Here is an 18,399-nt window from a genome sequence, read left to right on the forward strand (position 1 = left end):
CCCCTCGCCCGGATCTCCTCGCCCCTTGGTTACCGTTTGGTGACCCCCGGCCTTTTTCTCATTTCAGGGAGGTGCGGCATGCGCCGCCGCGGTTTTACGTTGATTGAGTTGCTCGTTGTCATTGCGATCATTGCGATTCTGATCGGGCTGCTGCTGCCGGCGGTTCAGAAGGTCCGCGAGGCCGCTGCCCGGATGACCTGTCAGAACAACCTCAAGCAGATCGGGCTTGCGCTGCACAACTACCACTCCGCCCAGCAGAAGCTCCCTCCGGGCACCAGCCCCGGCTCGTTCATCGGGCCGAACGGGTTCCTGCTCTCCTACCTGGAGCAGGACAACATCGCCAAGATGATTTCCAACCCCGAGACCGACGACGCGTTCGGCGCCTGGAACGCGAACAAGCCGAAGGTGTTCGTGTGCCCGTCCGAAACGGAGCGCGGGGAGTCCTCCACGTTCGGGTACGGGAGCTACAAGTACAACTCCGGGAGTTGGGCCAAGCTCAACGGCTGGGACGGGGTGTTCGGGATGCGCTCGGCCAGCGAAGGGGCGCCCTCCCAACTCGCTCAGCCGATCAAGCTGACCGACATCGGCGACGGCACCTCGAACACGGCCGCCGCCGCGGAAACCGGCAACTACCCGACCTCGGGGCCGAACAGCAAGCTGGGCGACTGCTTTGAGGCCGGGGCCATCAGCGGGACGACGGTCGCGGCGGCCCGCGCCCAGTTCCAGGCGCTGAACTGGCAGACCTCGTCGCTCGCCGGCGGGAGCTGGCGCGGGCGCGGGTACCCCTGGGGCGAGGGGTCGATGTGGCGCGGCCTGTACAACCACCTGTTGCCGCCCAACAGCCCGTGCTGGCGTCCGGGCGCGTACGGGCTGATGGTGGCCCCGATCGGCAGCCGCCACACCGGCGGCGCGAACGCGGTCATGGCCGACGGGTCGGTCCGGTTCGTCCGCGACGGCGTGGACCCGGACGCGTGGACCGCGGCCGGGACGCGGTCCGGCGGTGAAACCCTTCCCTTGAACTGAGCCGGAGAGACACCCATGACGCGGTACGTACTGGCGCTTCCGTTACTGGCTCTGGTGCTCGGGTGTGGGGGAGGGGATCTGCCGACGACGAGCGACCCGGACGCCATCAAGCGCGAGCAGGAGCGGCTCAGCGGCGGGGCCGGCGGCCCGAAGAGTGCCCCGAAGGGGGCCAAGGACGACGCCATCCGCCGCGAGCAAGAGCGCCTCGGCGGTAAAGGCGGGCGCTGACTCGGGCGTGAACGCCGCGGGCCGCTGGGATTGGGCCAGCGGCCCGCGGCGTTCGGACGTTGGCGCTTTGAATCATCCCCGGTGAGCCGCGGTGCAAGGGCGCGGCCCCATTTTCAGCGCAGGATCATTCCGTTGGCGCCGGGCGCGCCGACCGTGCCCAGACCGGCAGCACGACCCACCCCGGCGCACGCCCGCGGTTCGGCACGGCGCGGAGGGCCGCCGCGTAGGTCGGGAACCGGCCGGCACTGACCCAGGAGTTGTTCGCCCGGTAGCAGCGCCAGATCTCGAACGTAATCGGCACCTCGGGAGCAACTTCGAGCACGGCTTCGGTGGGCGTCACGGCGGTGGCTCCGGAGGGATCTGACAGTTCTCACAGAGGTTATCGAGTAGTTCGGCTGCCGCTTGCCTGCGCCCGGCTGAGTTACCGCCCGATGCCGCTTTCGGTAGTCGTCCCATCCGGCCTTGCGCCGCCGGCCGGGCGTGTCCCGGCCGGGTTTTGGGCGCTTCTCAGAGGGCGTCACTTCGGCGGGGCTTTCGGCGGGTTCACCAGCACGACTTTAAACGTCTGGACCGTCTCTCGTCTGTTCTGATCCCGCGCGGTGACCCGCATTTCGACCGTCGAACCTGCGAAAGTACCGGTCACGCTCGCCGGCCAGGTGATGAGCCCCTCCGGCGAGACGTGCATTCCCGACGGCCCTCCGGTCTGCCAGTACGAAACATCTCCCTTCGCGATGGCGCGGGCCTGATATGTGAACGGGCGACCGCGAAAGACCTCCGCGGGTGGCGTGGTGGTGAACAGCGGGCCGCCACCTGCCGCATCGAGGAAGCTTTCCATGTCCACGCGATGAACGTACATCCAATCGGCTCCCGGCGGGTGGAACAGGAGCACGCCCGGGTCGGGTGCAAAGAACAAGTGGTGCTCCACGTTCACCACCCATTCCTTCCGGTCGCTCAACACCCAGTCGCGCAGTTCGGGCGGAACCGGCAAACTCCCGAGCGGGCCTGGGGCGCCGTTTGAATAAAGCGTCAACCGAACCGGACCTCCGGGGGTGACCGGGGCGACCCGGTTCTGCTCAAGGGCGACGTGGAACGGCCCCGAGATGGCGGGGAGCAACCGCCGGTGGTTCTCGGTGACGGGGACAACGGGTTGGAGCAACAGCCCTTGATCGGAGAAGACGCTGCGGTTCAAGAAGGTGCGGCCGTCCGCGGCCGGACGAACCGCCGTCGGGGTGGAGAGGATCAGCGCGCGGAACCGCGCGCCGTCACGGATCAGTGCCCCATTCCTGAAGACAATCGCCCGCCCGTCGGAACTGGGGACGGGCTTCGGTAAGTTGTCTTTGTTGGTGTTGTACCGATACGGGATCTGCATCGGGAACGTTGATGTCACGTCGTCGATGGGGAACGTTCGGTCGGCTCGTGTCGCCGGATCGACGAGGACCAATTCGCCGCGGGTGGTGTCCTTGGTCACCAGCACCATCGGACCATCGGACGCGGCCCCCATCGCCACGTACCGGAGCGGCTGGGCGCGTGGCGGGAGTGAGACGGCATCCTGCCGGGCGGTCTTAAAGTCCCACCGAATGAAGTTGGTGTCGGCATCCCGGCCGACGAACAAGCTCTCGCGTCCGGCCGCCATCAGGGCCGTTCCAGAGCTCCCCGGCACCTCGCCCGCGACCTTCCGAAGGGCGGTATCGTAGACGATCACCCGCTCGGCGGAAGGGACGTGGGCCGCGAAGTACCGTCCTCCGCCTCCCGGGATGATCGCCGCAATCGGTCCCTGGAGCGCGACCGCGTGCTCCCGGTCAACCGGGCCAGGGATCAATGGGGCCGCAGGGGGACGTTTCGGACCGCTGACTTCCGCTGATTCGGCGGGGCGTTCTGGCGTTGGTACCATTTCGACGCCAGCGGGCTCGTTCTTCTCGGCCGGAGCGAGGAGGTGGCGGGCCAGCATGACGGTGCCCGAGAGCACCGCCGCACCGGCCAGCAGCAACAGGACCGAGGCCACCACCAGCACCCAAACACCGCCGCCGCGGTGAGCCCCTAACGGGGTGCGAGTTCGTTGCCCGGCGCGGTCCCGTCGCGGCTGCCGCACGGGCCGCTCTGTGCGGGAGGGGCTTTCGGGTACAGGGAGCCCGTTGGGAGAGTGAAGAACGAAGTTCGTTCCGCACGTTTTGCAGCGGACGACGTTCCCGAGCAACTCTTCGTCAACGACAGAAGTCGCGCGGCACTGTGCGCAGCTCACGGGTACGGACACAGACGCTCCTCAAGCGGCTAGCGTGGTCAATCGAACCGGGGCGCAATGTGCGACCGGCACCAGCGGCAACACCCCGACACCCGGCCGGGAGGACGCCGGCAGCGACTACTGCCGGGGCGGTGTCACGGCCCGGCCGAAACGGCCGGTGTTACGGATAGTTTGAACGTGTGGGCGATTTCTTGCCCGCTGGAGTCGGACACGGACACAGTCGCGATCACCGTGCTTCCGGTGGCGCTCGCCGGGACCTCCCACTCGATGGTTCCGGCCGCACCGAGTTTCATCCCGTCCGGCCCGGCAACCAGTTTGAATTTCGCTCCGCCCTTCTTCGATCGCACGACGGGGGCGTAAGTGAACTTCGCCCCGGCGGCGACCTCCGCCGGCGGTGAGCCCGACACGTACAGGTAGTCGGTTCCGAACCGCTCCGCCAACGCGTCGAGGTCGAACCGGTGCAGAACCAAGCGGTCCCCGGCGTCCGGCACCGCTACCAGCAACTTGGCGTCGGGGATCAGGAACACCCGCCGTTCAAATTCGCCCGCCCGCGCGGCTTCCGAGATGTCGTTCCGGGTGTCCAGTCCGGTCAACTCCGGGAGCGTCATTAAAGGGCGCTCTCCGCGGTGGGGATGGACCGTTGGTCGGACCCGTACTCGGGCGCCGGGCATCCCGTTATGAGGGACGGTCGTCATCGAGAGCAGGAGCGGGCCTTGGACCGCGGGGACCGGGATTCCCTCCGGGGGCACAGGTAGCGGCGTTCCGTCGGTGGCGATCGCCCGCTTGGTGGCGTACACGGTTCGGCCGCCAGCGTCGGGCAGCAGCGGCCCCCAGGTGTCGTGCTCGTGGAACGCCTCGTACGTCTTGCCGGTGCGGGTCCAGACGTACACCCCGGACGGTTGGAGGCCCGACACCCAACCCGTGATAACGTCCCCGTCGGCGCTGATCCGCACCTCCGGCTGGTACTCGGCGCTGAACCGCCCGTTGTGAACGCCTTCGGCGAACGTGCGGTCGCTGCGCTTGAGCGTTTTCGGGTCATACAGGAGGATGCCGGCAGAATCTTTGGACCGGGTGGTTACGACGAGCGGCCCGGTTGAGTTACTCCCCATTGCCAGCGCCTTGACCGGACCCGGAAGCGGGCTGGTCACGGACGACTGCCGCTTCAGGGCCTTCAGGTCCCACCTCTGGAGGACGTTCGTCTTCGGCAGCAGGACGAGCAGTTCGTCCCGCCCGGCCGCGAACTTGACCTCATCGTCGGGTACGGGCAGATACTTCACGACCCGCGCCGCGGCGGTGTCGAAAACCGCCAACGCTCGGTCCTTCGGGAGGTGAACGATCAACAATCGCCCGCCCGCCGCGGGGACGATCGGGCCGGCTGTCGATGGCAGGTTCACCACCTGCTCGTCCCGATCCAGTGGGGCCGTTTGGAGCGCGAGGTTGCCGGGCGGGGCGGTCGGCTCGGCCGTCTTCGCTGGCGCATCGCTTGCCGGTTGCCGCGGCCCGCGGCCCGCGCCGGGGGCCGTGTCACGCACCGCGAGCGTGAAACTCTGGAACGTCTCCTGTCCCTTGCCGTCCGTGACCGACAGCACCACTGCCGTGTCCGTGTCGGCAAAGTTCTTCGGCACCTCCCAAATGACTCGCCGCCCAACTATTGTCATGCCCGCCGGTCCGGAGGTGAGTCGTACGGTCGGCGTGCCCGCCTTCGCCCGAGCGTCAACCGAGTAGTCGAACCGGCCGCCGCGCACCGCCTCCGAAGGGGGAGCGGAGAGTACGGCCACGTAGTCGTCCGGCGAGTTCTTCAGCAAGTCGTCGAGGCCCACGCGCGCCAAAATGAGGCGGTCGTCGCCCGGGGGGACGCCGACCAACAGGTCGGCTGCGGGAACCCAGATCAGCCGGGTGCCGCCCGGTTGCGGGTCGGCCGGCGGTAACAGGCCGGGCGTCGGGAGGTCGGCGGTTGCGAACGGGCGAGTTCGGCCCGCGATGAAGAGGTCCAATCGGTCCGGATGCCCGTTGGCTTTGGGCCGGCCGGAGAAGAAGAACGGGCCTTCTGCCGCCGGAAGGTACAACCGCCGCTCCGCCCCTTCCACCGGCTTCAGTGCGTGGGTCCAAATGCCGTTACCGTAGAGGAAGCGCCCGTCCGCCGACGGCCCGCCGATGAACGCGGCGTCCGCCCGGTCGGGCGATTCGCTGCGCACGCCGGTCCGGAGTGAGAGGCTGACCGACCCGTGCCCCAGATCTCGGCCGACGGCGAGTGACCCGTCGGCCGAGATCCGTGCTTGCGCCGCGCTCATCTGGCTTTCCGGCACCTTCGTGTTGATCGGCTGGAGCGTCAGCGGGTCGAGGAACACGGAGGGGGGCTTTCCGAACTGCGGGTCCGGCCCCACGGCTGCGAACAGCGGGCCGCGGGAGGCGTGTCCCAGGAGCAGGGCGGTGACATCCCCGCCGAGCATGAGCGGGACCGTCGCCTCTCGCTCGAGCGTGGCTAAGCTCCACCGGTGGAGCAGTCGCGGACCCGGATCGAGGACGAACAACGCGTCCTGCCCGGCGGCGAACTTCACCTCGCCCGCTCCGACCGGAAGGTACTTCACCACCTTCCCCTCGTTCACGTCGAAGACGGCCAGCAGGCCGACCGACGCGAGGCGGTAAATGACGAACCGCCCCCCGCCGCCAAGGCAGAGGTCGGTCACCGCTCCCGGTAACTTCACCTCGCGCCAGTTCGCCTTGAGCGGCGTCGGCCGGATCGGTCCCACCGTCGCGGGCGGACCGATCGGCGTTGGCGCGGGGGCCGGTCCGTTTGCCAGCTTCGGGCTTACCGGTTCGGGCCGCGAATCGGCGTCCCCCGCGGTCCGCGCCCGGACGGCGAGCCGGAACCCCTGAAACACCTCTTGCCCGCTCGCGTCGGTTGCGGCGAGCAGAACGTTCACCTCCCTCTCGGCGAAGTCGGCCGGCACCTTCCAAGCGAGCCGCCCGTCCAAAAACGTCATCCCGTCTGGGCCGCTGTCGAGGCGCACCTTCACCCCGCCCGTGCGGGACCGGACGACCGGGGCGTAGCCGAGCACGCTCCCGCGCCCCGCCTCGGTCGGCGGGGCGGACGCGAACAGCAGGTAATCGGTGCGTGACCGGGTGAGCAGTTCGTCGAGGTCGTACCGGTACACGTGCAGCGTGTCGTTGGCCGCGGGAATGGTGATCAGCCGCCCGGCCGCCGGGAGCAGGTGGACCCGCTTGTCGTGCATCAGCCAACCGCCGATGTGCCCGTTGTGGTAGTGCTCTCCGGCGAGCCCGTCGATGCCGTCGATCGACGCGAACGCGCGGTGCTGGCCGGGGAGGAAGAAGTTCACGCGCCCCCGGCGCGGCAGGCTGGACGTGCCGCCGGTGTCCCGGCCTTCTGTAAGGGGTTCCAACTGAACGAATACGCCCCCGGAGGACGCGGGGAGAAAGGGGCGGTCGGGTGAGTTGGTTCCGTTCGTCGGGTGCAGCCGCTGGAACAACCCGTCGTGAACCCCCCACCCCGTGTACACGTACCGACCGTCCGGCGCGGGCAACAGCAGGCTGCTCCCCTCGCCGAAGGTGCGGGACTTGGCCCGCCCGGCCGCGACCTCAACAAAGGTCATGTTGTGGCCTTCATGGCCGACCTCGTTGCGCCACGTAAAAACGCTCCCGTCCGCCGAGGCGCGGGCGAACCGGGCGGCCACCGGCGGGAGCCGGTCCCCGCCGGGAATCGGTTTGAGGGTGAGCGGGTCCACCAGAACCGGGCCGGTCCCGTTCGAGTCGCCCTTCGGGCAGATCAGCAAGGGGCCATCGGACGCCGAGCCCATGCACAATCCGGCAACGGCCCCTGGGATCGGCAGCGGCGAAGTCGCCTCCTTCTCGTACGTCTTGAGGCTGTAACGGTCGAGCGTTCGGGCCGCCGGGTTGGCGACGAACAGGTGGCTTCGGCCGGCCGCAAGCCCGATTCCCCCTTCGGACATTGGCAAGGTTTTGACCACCTTTCCCTGAACGGCGTCAAAGACCTCGAGCTGTCCCTTTTGAGACACGTGGAGGATCAGCAACCGCCCGCCCGCTCCGACCACCACGTCTTCGACCATTCCCGAGAGCTTGACCTCGGCGACCTTGGCGCCCGCCGCCGGGGCGGGTTGCCCCCCGCGGACCGTCAGCCGAAGGGTGTGGAGCGCCTCGCGCCCCGAAGCGTCCGAAACCGTCAGCACGACGATCGCCTCGGCGTCGGGAAAGTGCTCGGGCACGGTCCAGGCGATCTTGCCGTCCGGGGTGGCCTTCAGTCCGTCCGGGGCGGCCTCCAGTTTCACCTTCACCCCGCCCAGCTTCGACCGGATTGTTAAGCCGAGGGAGAACGCCCGCCCGCGGACCGCGGCGGCGCTCGGCGGGCCGTCCACGAACAGGTAGTCCTCCCCCAACCGGGCGAGCGCCTTATCGAGCTCGAACGGGTGGAGCAACAGCCGGTCGCCCGACTCCGCGAGTTCGACGATCAGGTCGGCGGAGGGCACCAGAAGGAACCGCTGGTCGGGGGCGATGGCGTAGTTGCCGCCCGGCGGCCCCGCGCCCGGACCGATGGGGAGTTCGGCGAGCGTGCGCCCGTCCTCGGATCGGAGGACTTGGAGCAGGCCCCGGGGGGCGTTGTTGAAGGGCATGAGAGGCGGAGGAGGGATCCTCAGGAAGAGGCTCGACCCCTCGGCCGGCGGGATGCAGAGGGACGGCTGCGCGAGGTCGGAGGCACCGTCCGCGCCGACCGCTCGGCCGTCCGGCGCGAACCGCCCGAACAGCGTGTAGGCGATGCGGCCGTCCGGCCCCGGGGCCACGAACCCGGCCGGGTTGGGCGCGGACCGAACGCGCAGGGTTTGATCGACCAAGGTGGCCAGCGACATCCCGGACCGGCCGTTCGCCGCCGGCGTCCCGAGCACACGCCCGTCGGCCGACACCCGGTGGTGCGTGCGGCGGTCCCACTCCCAGTTGTCCGCCTTCAGCTCGATCCGCTGAAGCGTTTGGGTGTCGAGAGCGGCGGCCCCGGTGCCGAACAGCCACAGCGGGCCGGTCGCGGCCGAACCAATGAGGGCGCGCTCGGCCACGAACTTGTCCGGGAGCGGGGCGGTCAGCTCCTTTTCGAACGTCGTCAGATCCCACCTCTGCACGACCTTCTCGCGCGGATCGACCACGAACAGCTTCTCGGCCCCGGCCGCGATCCGTAAGGCCCCCTTACCGACCGCGAGCGTCTTGGTGATCTGGCCCTGGGTGGCGTCGAACACCGCCACCTGACCCGTCAGGGGTATGAACAGGCAAAAGTACCGCCCGCCCCCGCCGACCGCTACCGATGTCGCCGCCGCCGGAAGCGGGATCGTTTTGGGTCGCACGAGCGTCGCCGCGCCGGGCGGCGGGCTTGTGACCGGTGGCACGGCGGGCGCCGGTCGCTTGGGGGCTGGGACCGTGGCCACGGGAAGGGGGACCGGCGTGGGCGGGTTGGCCGCGAGGTCGCGCTCCTGTTCGCTCGGCGGGAGCAGCGTGAACCGCTGCACGGCTTGCTTTCCCGTTCCGGTCCGCGCGACCAGTCGAACATCGGCCGGTCGTTGTCGCTGTGCGGGGGTTGGTGCCCACGTCAGCCGCCCGTCCGGCGTGACGGTCATGCCGGGCGGACCGGCTTGGAGGGAGAACGCCGGCGCGGCGCCGTCCCGGGCGGTCGCGGACGACTGGTACGTGTACGAGCCCTTCGGCGGGATGGCGGCCGAGGGGACGGAGGTGAACATGACCTCGCGCCAGAGGGGCAGGAGGGCGCCCAGATCGATGCGGAACAGGAGCGCGGTGGTGCCTTTGAACGGGGCGAAAACCATCAGACCCGGGTCGGGTATGAACACGAGGTGGTGGCGGAGCTCGCTGGAACTCGCGCCATTTTGGCTCACCCACTCTTGCACCGCAGCGGTGCAGGGCAGTTCGGCGAAGGCGCCCGGCTCTTGGTCGGCATGCAGCTTCACGCTGATCGCCCGGCCCGATTTGCCCCCGCCGTACTCGACGCTCAAGAAGAAGGGGCCGGTGGTCGGCAAGAAGGCGCGCAGCAGCCGGTCGCCGTACTGGAAAACCTGCCCGGTTTCCCCGACGAGCGCAGAACCCACCACCAGCTTTCCGTCGGCCGTCGGCACGAGCGAACTTGACGGGTTGATCGCACAGGCCCGGTACCCGTTTGCCGTCCGCGTGTAGAGCCGATCGCCGACGGCGATCGCCCGGCCGTCGGCGCTCACCCCGAGGCTCGCCGTACCGGTCGGCAGGGCGAGCGGGAACGACCGCGCCGGGCTGTCGGGATCGTCGATCGGGTACCGGAGCAGCGTGAACGTGTCGGGCTCGAACAACTGGACCTGCACCGGCCGGCCTTCCGCCTGGCTGACGAGAACCAGCGGCCCGCCCGCTCCCGACCCGATCGCCAATCGCAGGAACCGTTCCGGGGTGAGCGGCGCGGAGGCGCCTTCGAGCACCCCGGTGCGGATGTCGAACCGGTAGAGGCGGCCGTCGCTCGAGTGGGCGAGAAAGACCTTCTCCCGCCCGACGGCGATCAGCGCGCCGGGGTCCGCAGGGATCGTGCTGACGGTCTGCCCGGCGACAACGTCGTAGGTGACGAGTTGGCGGCGCGCGGGGACGTGGAACAGCAGATACCGCCCACCGCCCCCGGCGTGGACGCTGGTGACGGCTCCCGGAAGTTGTAAGGTGTCCGGTGAGACGAATTTAACCGGTGGCGTCGGCGTCTGGGGCGCGACCAGAATCGGTCCGGCCGGAGCGGGTTCGGTGGGCTCGGGCGGGGGTACCGGGTTCTCGGTCGGGCCGGAGGTCGGCTCCGGCTGCGCCGGCGGGAGGGCCGGGGCGCCTGTTAGCTCTGGGCCGTTGGCCGGTGGACGTTCCCGCTGGACGAGCGCGCGGATGGTGAAGAAGCCGCCGACGCCGTAGGCGCCGAGCGCCAGGAACCCGACAACCGCGCACGCGGCGATCGTCCCCCACCGCCGACGCGGCGGCGGCTTCACCGCGCGCGACCGCGGCAAGGGACTCGGTTCGTCGTCGGGCAGGGGGAGCGGTTCGTCGTCTGGTAGCGGGAGCGGTTCGGCGCTCGCGGCGCCTTGCGGCGTGAAGGGCGGTTCGGCGCGTTCGTTCAGAGGGATGCCCACGGGACTCGCGAGCTTGAACGCGCTGTTGCAGCGAGCGCACCGGCGACGTTGACCGAGTTGGTCAGCGGGTACGTGAAGCGCCGCCGAGCACCCCGGGCACAGGATCGATACGAGCACGGGCGAACTCCGGGACGGAACAAAACCGAGATCGGACGAACCGCGCAACCACCGAAGAGGGGCGGCCGGCGGCGCACCGCCCGGCAACTCTCCTCGGGTGCGAGGATACTCGTGCCGCGATCGTGACACAAGGGCCGGCGTGCGGGTCGGGGGTTGCCGCCCGACCGGCGTCCAGCTTGAGGTGACGCCCGGGGCATCCGTTTTCAGGTGCGCGAGCGACGGGGCTGAGCCTCGCGCCGATCGCCGCGCCCGTCAGAGCGTCGGGCCGGTGTCCCCGGGCAGCATGATCTTGCGGATCAGCTTGATCGGCAGCGCCCCCTGGCGGACGAACTCGTCGTGGAACGTCTGCAACCGGAAGTTCGCCCATTTCGCCTTCCGGTAGTCGTCCCGCAGCTTGTAGATCTGGAGCTTGCCCAGGGTGTAGTACAGGTACGTCGGGTTGTACGTCCCGCGCCGCGCCTCCTGGAACGCCACCTCCGGTTCGATGAACCCCTGCTCGACGAAGAACTTCTTCCCCTGCTCGACGGTCCACCCCTCCGTGTGCAACTTGATGCCCACGATGTACCGGCAGTCCCGCAGCAGGGCCTCGTTGAGTTGGGCCAACCGCACCCGCGGGTCCCCCGCGCCGTACCCTTCCTCCACCACCATCTGTTCCGCGTAGTGCGCCCACCCCTCGGCGTTGGTCCCGCAGAAGTACAGCTTGCGCACCTTGGTCGGGTACTGCTTGGCGTACAGGAACTGGAGGTAGTGCCCGGGGAACGCCTCGTGGATCGTGATGATGTCCATGCCCGTCCGGTTGAACTGGCGCATGTGCTCGGCCTTCCGCTTCGGCTCCCACTCGGGCTCCGGCGGGGTGACGTAGTAGAACGCCTCGGTGGCCTTCGTCTCGAACGCGCCGGGCGTGTCCATCGAGGCGAACCCGCCGGTCCGCATGAACCCCGGCGTCTCGGCGATCGTCGGCCGCACCTCCGATGGCACCGTCACGATCGCCTTGTCGATCAGGAACTTTCGGGTCCGCTCGATGGTGCCCCGGGTGGCGCCCACCAGGTCCTCCGGCTTCGGGTGGTCCTCGGTGAGCGTCGCCAGCACCTCCGCCGGGGTGCGCTTCGGGTCGATCCGCTTCGCGGTAGCCACGAACGCGTCCCGGTCCCGCTTCAGGTTCGCCTCCCCGATGGCCAGCAGCTTGTTCAGCGGGATGTCCAGCATCTCCTCGGCCTCAAGCTTCTTCACGAACGCGTCCGCGCCGATCGCGTACCCCCCGTTCGACTTCGGCCGCACGTCGGCCTCCAGCCACTTCGCCGCCGCCTCGAACGCTTCGAGCACCGGCTTGTTGGCGGCCCCGAACTCGGCCAGCAGCTTCTCGTCCGCGCCGGCCGCGGTCCGGGCCCAGGCCGGCAGATCGGTGCGAAAGAACTGGGCCGAGCCCTTGGCCACGATGACGCCCAGGTCCGTGAACTCCTTCGGCGGGTTGTCCACGTTCGCCCGCAGCGCCGCCAGCAGCGGCGGCGCGGCCTTCAGCCGCCCGATCACCGCCTTGAGCCGGTCGGCGGGCGGGGCGAACGACCGCTTCATCAGCAGGTCGATGCCCTCGGCGGGTTTGCTCAGATACACCACCGGGTTCCGCTTCCAGTCCCGGACCGTTTCGAGCTCCAGCAGCTCGGCGCGGATCGCGTGCTCGAGCGCCTCGGCGTCGATCGCTTCGGCGTCCGTGAGGGACCCGGCGCGGAGCCCCTTCAGCCGCTGGTGGAGCTTCTTGAGGTCCGCCGTCCGGCGGGCGAAACTGGCGGCGGACAGGTCGGCGAGTCGGGCGTCGAAGTCGTGTACCCCCGCGTAGGTCGCCTGGTTCGGGTCCCACGCGAACAGGGCGGCGTAGTAATCGTCCGCGAACGCGGCGAACGTCCCCGGCGCGGGGCCGTCGGCCGCGGCGGGGCGGGCGTCGGGGGCCGCGACGAGTCCCACGAGAACGAGACCGGCGAGCCCCGGGAAACGGAGTCGGATCACGGATCACTCCTGAGCGGTGCGTGTGGCGGAGAGGGGACTGTGAGCATACGACCGCCCGCCGGCGGTGTGCAATGGGGCCGGCGGGGGCGCGCCGGAATCTCGTTTCCGCCACCCGCGCCGAACGCATCGCGTCGTTCGGCGCGGGTGGCGTGTGCCACGCCGCGATCAACGGACGCTTGTGCCTGCGCGACCGAATCAGATTTCCCGTGGCTCACCCGCGGGGCCGAGTGCCTCGCGCGGAATGCCTGAAAGGGGCGGCGCCAGTTCGGCCGAAAACCCCTTGTCGCCGGCGGGGCTCGGGGCGCGGGCCGGCAGGAGATTGTGAGTGAATTCGCGAGGGCCGAACGGCGGCCGGACGGGTGCGTCCGGCGAGGTCGGTTGGTCCGGGCGCGCGTCCCACACCTTCTCCCACTCCCCCCACGTCAGCTCCACGCGGCGGAACATGACCCTTCGGGCCTCCAGTGCGGGCGCCACGGCGGGGCGCCGGCCGGCCGGGGTCAGCGGTCGCAACTCGTCCCCCGGCTCGAACAGGTCGTAGAGCACCGGCGGCCCCGACTCGAGCGGCCCGTACTGCACGAGCAGCCCGGCCGGGGAAACGTCGAACAGGGCCGCCGGCGGAAGCGCGGCACGCACCTGCTCGCGCACCAGATCCACCCCCGCGCGGCGGTACAAGTACGCCAGCGCGTTCTCGAACTCCCGTGCGGGGCCGGGCGGCAGATCGGCCAGGAACCCGATCCGGTCCCAGCCGGCGACCAGCCAGCTGGAGCGGTCCTCCCACGCCAGCCATGCGGCCTCCCCCGCCCCCCCGGTGAGCTCGACGCGGACGCAGTTCGTGGCCAGTTGGACCTTCCCCACGTCGAGCACCGGGCCGCCCCACCCGTGCCGCCCGGCGCCCGGGTTGAGAACGGCGACCAGCTCCCGCGCGACGAACCGACGGACCGCCTCCTCCAGCTCCTCGAGCGCCTGGCGGTGCGCGCGAACGTCCCGCCAGTTGTCCGTCCGGGTGGCCTCCCGCTCGCCGGCCCGGAGCCGGGCGTACAGCCGCGGGAGCGTGCCGGAGTGGAACCCGCGGTGCAGCAGCGCCTTCACCGTCTCCCCGTGCGGCCCGACGGCAACGGGGCGCAGCGTCGTCGGCCGGTTCGCCCGGAACAGCCGCCAGTTCTCGCGCATCTCCCAGACCAGGTACGTGAGGGCGTCCGGCATCAGCCACAGGGTGCCCATCACGAACACGAACCCCACCGGCTGGCTCAGGTACGGGGCGAGGGCGGCCACCAGCGGCGACCCGTAGCCGAGCGGGGAGCTGTGGTCCCGCACCAGGATCTGCGGTGACAGGAGCAACAGCGGGTACACGAACTTCGCGCACAGCAGCGTGAGCGGGAGCTTCAGCGGGTTGATCATGGGCTCGATCAGCACCACCGCGTAGAACCGCACCAGGAACGCGAACGGCATCCAGAGCAGGCCCGCGATCACCCGCGCGAGGACCGAGAGCGGGCCGGCGCGGCCGCGGAGCCGGAGCCAGTCCTCGGCCCGGGTGAGCACCCAGTCGAGCGCGTCGAGCAGGTCCCGGAACAGGTCGTTCACCCACACGAGCAGGGCCGGGGCGGACGCGAGCACGTCCAGCAGGCCGCGGGCCGCCGTCAGCAGCAGTTGCTCGGCCGCCCGCCCCGGCCGGGTGTTCACCACGAACACCGCGGCCGCGAGGGTGACCGCCCGGGCCGCCCAGCCGCTGTCCCAGAGCTGCTCGCGGAACAGGACCCAGAGGGTGCCGCTGAGGGCGAGCGGCTTCAGCCCGAGGTTCAGCACGGTCTGCCCCACCGCGCTGGCCACGAGGGCCCGCACCCACGGGGTGCTCCACACGCGCGCGGGCAGGTCCCAGCACACGTACCGCGCGACCCGGTACCCGGTCCAGAAAACCGACGACACCGTCTCCCGCACCCGCGGCGACCGGATGACCAGCAGGAACACCGCGCCCAGTGCCACCCACCCGAGGTGGAACCACCACTCCGCGTTCCAGCCCGAGAAGAACGCCGGCTCGGTCTCCCCCGCCCGCTTCGCCACCGCCGCCCGGCGGTCGAACACGAGCATCCAGACGAACTCGGCCAGCAGGAAGGCGCCCAGGAACGGCACGGCGACGTTGGTGACCGCCCACCGCCCGCCCTGCGTGCCGAACCCGATCGCCGTCAGCCCTTCCAGGAGCCGGGTGTACGACTCGCCCCGCCGGTACACCCCGTCCATCAGGGCGGCCAGCCGCTTGTCCAACCGCAGCAGCGGGTCGCCGCCCAGGTACTCGGGGCCGCCGCTCAGGTCCGGCAGCTTCATCTGGCCGCGGGCGATGGCGTCCCGGACGTCGGCGAAGGTGAGGAACCCGGACGCGGAGACGCGGTCCAGCAGCTCCTCGACCGTCTTCTCCAGCGCGGTCCGCTCCGGCAGGGTCGCGGGCTGGAGCCCGGCGTCGTGGAGCGCGTCGGTCAGGATCGGGCGGAACCGCTCCCGGAGCCGCCGCTCGGCCCGCTCGATGGCCCCGCGCAGCAGGGCCGCGAGGGCCTGTCGGTCGGCGTCGCTGAGCCGGGCCGCCGTGAGCCGGTGGAGGGCCGTGCGCAACTGGGCCGGCACCCGGACGAACCGCTCGCTGTCCAGCGGCCGGCGGATCGGCCGCTTCCCCACGGACAGCACCCACTCGGCCGCGTCCAGGGCGTACACCGGCTCCTCGTGGTCGCGGCAGGCCCGCTGCAAGTCGTACAGGATGGACGCTTCGACCGGCCGCACCCCCTGGTCGGCCTTATCGAGGAGCGACGGGAGCACCCGGCGCCAGTTCTCCGACTCGTCGTCGGTCGCCCCGATGGCGCGGCGGAGGCGATCGACCAGGGCGTGAACGTCCGCCCGCGCGGCCTCCTGGGTCGGGACCGTCAGCACCGCCGGGGCGACCCGGGCGGCGCGGGTGCGGAGCACCGCCGCCGCGACCGTGTCGCCGGTCGCGGCGGCCCGCCGGGCGTGCCGGACGAGCTTGTGGTAGTAGTCGTGCGACTCGTCCGACTGGTCGTCGGTCCGCGGGGCCGGGTCCGGGGTGCCGGGCGGCCGGGTGCGGCGGAACAGCCCCGCCCCGTCCACGTCCCGGTCCAGCACCTGGGCGGCCTCGGCCGCCGACAGCCGCGGGAAGGAGACCGGTATCAGGGCGGGGTTGAAGAACCGGAGCTCCAGAAAGTACGCTGCGAACTCGAAGTACACCGCCCGGTCGTCGGCGTCGGGCGCGAGCTGCCGGTCCTCCAGCAGCACGTTCCGCACCTCCTCGAAGGCCGCCGGGCCGATCGCTTCGATCCGCTCCCGGAGCGCGTCCGGCGCGAGCGCGCCGAGCCGCGGCTCGATTTCCCGGTGGACGCAGGCGTGGAACAGCAGGCGCCAGTACCGGCCGAGCAGCTCGTCCCGGCTGCCGGCGAGCAACTCGGGGGCCGGGCGCTCGAGCAGCAGGACGTGCTGGGGGAGCGAGTGGTCTGAAGGGAGTTGGAGCTCGTCCGGCTCGACGTGCTTGAAGAGCGTGAATCGGTCGACGACGAAACAGTGGCTGTGGGGCACCCGCCAGACCGCCCAGGTGCGCCCGGCCACCTTCTGAACGACCCGGGCGAGAACGGGCTCGGTGACGAGGACGACGGCCGGGTCGATGTCGCGAAGGATCCGGCCAAGTTCTTCGACTCTCATCCCCGAGAACTCCTGTACGTTCCGGGCGCGGGCGTCGCATGCGGTCGCGACCGGCCGGCTCGGCGGAAGACCGGATCGCGTTCGAGACGCCCCCGCGGGCACGTCGCCGATGCCGTCGCCGGGCGTTCGGAGAGAGGCTTATGTTACCCGCCCCGTGCGCCGGGGCTACGTTCGAGTCAATTCCAAAACACGCCGCACCGCAACCGAGCGAACCGGTAGGCAGCGGCGGGCGCACTTCGGGCTCCCCGGCGCCCCCAGACGGATGCGGTCTGGGCGATGAACTGCATCCTATCTTACGGCGGCGACGCTTCTTGAGGTCGCCAGCTTCACAGGTTGATTCCTCGCACCCCGATATCTTCTTCCGAAACTCCGTCACGCCCGCATCGGTCATGTTCACGATCTTGAGGCGCGGTGCTCCGGCCAATCGCCGGAGCACCGCGTCCGTCAGCTTTGAACAGAAAGTGCTGCCCTCGCGAATGGGCCTTGTGCGTCTCGTGGCTAATTTGTTTCAATGTTTATTTGAATTTATTGCCTTGATTCTGCACTATTCCGGCAAGGGCTGTGGAAGGCGAGGATCATCTTCAAATTGGACTGTGGCGAAGTACACACCCTCGGCGAACAAACTAGACCCGTAGGATGGGGCTGCCGAATCAAGGCGCAAAGATGTTTGGGTCTGCTCAAGATGCGGGCAACAGGAGAAGGCCTCTGAAACTTGTGTAGCAATTTCTGGTTTTCTTAAAGTGTCTGCATTTAATCACTTAGGAAAAAGTGAGTCGATCGGGCCTGGAATTGGCGCGGTGTGTGCTTTTAGTTCTTTCACGAGGCGAGTCGCTGAGCAAGATGTGGGGAGAGGCGTCCTGCTCAGCGATTCGTCATCTGAACCAAAACATACCACCCGTACTCGTGACAGAGGGAGAGGCTGTCACAAGTACGGGTGGTACTGTTTCCAGGCCGGTGAGAGAGTAGTCGGCCTGTCGGTCGGTTCCACGCTCGTGAGAGGGGGCGCCGACGCGTGAGCTGAATTTCTCCGAGTCACACCTCCGTGTCAACTCCCTTTTCACCAAATCTTCGAAAATGTTCCGCACGGTCCAGTCACCATCTGGGTCAACGTCCCACGGTGGCCGACATCCAGTGAACCTGTGCGACCGTGACCACTCTCGGCGAAATCGACGTTGGATATGTGAGCGGCGGGCAGTAGGTCGAGTGTATGGCCTCTTTCAACATCGAGTTACGGACCGGTACCAGCCTGCACCCGGACGGTGAGCCGAGCGACTTCGTGTCCGAGTACACGGGCGTAGTCACCTGCACGGACGAGGAGACCGGGACCGTCGCGAAAGTCGGTCGTCTGGCCGCGATGCGCGTTCATGTCGCTTTGGCCCACAACGCGGGCGAATCCCTGTTCGACGTGTGCGACTGCCACAGCAGCGAACTGAACTACCTGCACGCCCTTCTGTACGAGCCCGAGCGGTACCACTTCCGCGAGGAGGTGATGGCCCGGTTCGACGCGGCCGATCCCGACCTGCTGGTGCTCGACTACGTGGTGCTGGCGCCCAAGTGGCGCAAACTGAAGCTCGGGCTCCTGGCCGTCCGCAAGTTGGTGGACCTCATAGGGGGTGGGTGCGGGTTGGCGGTCAGCGACATCTCCCCGCTCCGGCACGACGCGGCCTCGGTGCTCCGGGTGCCGGCCCGCTGGCTCACGCGGTACGCGGGCCGTGAGGAGCGGCGGGCGGCGACCGTGCGTTTGCGGCGGTACTACCGGCGCATGGGGTTCTCACGGCTCGGCCGCACGCCGTATTACGCGCTACCCCTGAACCAAGTCACGCCGACCGCGACGGAACTGCTCGAGCCGATGTAACCGCCGCCCGGACAATCGTTTCATTCCCAGGCCCACGCGACTTCACCTCCTCGAAAGAAATCTCGCGGACGCGCCGGCCCCTCGGCTGA

At 69.5% G+C, this 18,399-nt stretch carries 8 protein-coding genes; 3 read left to right on the forward strand and 5 right to left on the reverse strand.

All coding sequences use genetic code 11. From position 1 onward, the window contains the following. Positions 1–78 precede the first annotated feature (78 nt). Both R5W23_RS29500 and R5W23_RS29505 read left to right on the forward strand, forming a co-directional pair. Positions 79–1,023, forward strand: a complete 945-nt coding sequence (locus tag R5W23_RS29500) for a DUF1559 domain-containing protein (RefSeq protein ID WP_261186329.1) — start codon at positions 79–81, stop codon at positions 1,021–1,023. Between the two features lie 15 nt (positions 1,024–1,038). After that, positions 1,039–1,251, forward strand: coding sequence for a hypothetical protein (locus R5W23_RS29505; RefSeq protein WP_320689479.1), 213 nt, complete (start codon positions 1,039–1,041; stop codon positions 1,249–1,251). A gap of 124 nt (positions 1,252–1,375) precedes the next feature. Here R5W23_RS29505 and R5W23_RS29510 read toward each other — a convergent pair whose 3' ends face one another. The 5 genes from R5W23_RS29510 to R5W23_RS29530 form a co-directional block, all read right to left on the reverse strand. Next, complete coding sequence (locus tag R5W23_RS29510) at positions 1,376–1,591, reverse strand: hypothetical protein (RefSeq protein WP_320689480.1); 216 nt, start codon at positions 1,589–1,591, stop codon at positions 1,376–1,378. Positions 1,592–1,768: 177 nt separating this feature from the next. Next, the gene (locus R5W23_RS29515) at positions 1,769–3,253 is read right to left on the reverse strand and encodes a hypothetical protein (protein WP_320689481.1); all 1,485 of its coding nucleotides are present in this window, start codon (positions 3,251–3,253) and stop codon (positions 1,769–1,771) included. Positions 3,254–3,624: 371 nt separating this feature from the next. Continuing rightward, on the reverse strand, positions 3,625–10,644 hold the full coding sequence (locus R5W23_RS29520) for a hypothetical protein (protein ID WP_320689482.1): 7,020 nt from the start codon (positions 10,642–10,644) through the stop codon (positions 3,625–3,627). Between the two features lie 369 nt (positions 10,645–11,013). After that, a complete protein-coding gene (locus R5W23_RS29525) occupies positions 11,014–12,762 on the reverse strand; it encodes a DUF885 domain-containing protein (protein WP_320689483.1) in 1,749 nt (582 codons plus the stop codon). Between the two features lie 195 nt (positions 12,763–12,957). Then, complete coding sequence (locus R5W23_RS29530; RefSeq protein WP_320689484.1) at positions 12,958–16,455, reverse strand: hypothetical protein; 3,498 nt, start codon at positions 16,453–16,455, stop codon at positions 12,958–12,960. 1,207 nt (positions 16,456–17,662) lie between these two features. Here R5W23_RS29530 and R5W23_RS29535 point away from each other — a divergent pair. Further along, complete coding sequence (locus R5W23_RS29535; protein WP_320689485.1) at positions 17,663–18,310, forward strand: hypothetical protein; 648 nt, start codon at positions 17,663–17,665, stop codon at positions 18,308–18,310. The last annotated feature ends 89 nt before the right edge of the window (positions 18,311–18,399 follow it).

The organism is Gemmata algarum (genome assembly GCF_034097035.1).
GTDB lineage: Bacteria > Planctomycetota > Planctomycetia > Gemmatales > Gemmataceae > Gemmata > Gemmata algarum.

Bases quoted from the DNA above. Each gene is read 5' to 3' on its own strand.
- R5W23_RS29500 (WP_261186329.1), top strand. From the start codon at position 79: ATGCGCCGCCGCGGTTTTACGTTGATTGAGTTGCTCGTTGTCATTGCG.
- R5W23_RS29505 (WP_320689479.1), top strand. From the start codon at position 1,039: ATGACGCGGTACGTACTGGCGCTTCCGTTACTGGCTCTGGTGCTCGGG.
- R5W23_RS29530 (WP_320689484.1), bottom strand. From the start codon at position 16,455: ATGAGAGTCGAAGAACTTGGCCGGATCCTTCGCGACATCGACCCGGCC.
- R5W23_RS29535 (WP_320689485.1), top strand. From the start codon at position 17,663: ATGGCCTCTTTCAACATCGAGTTACGGACCGGTACCAGCCTGCACCCG.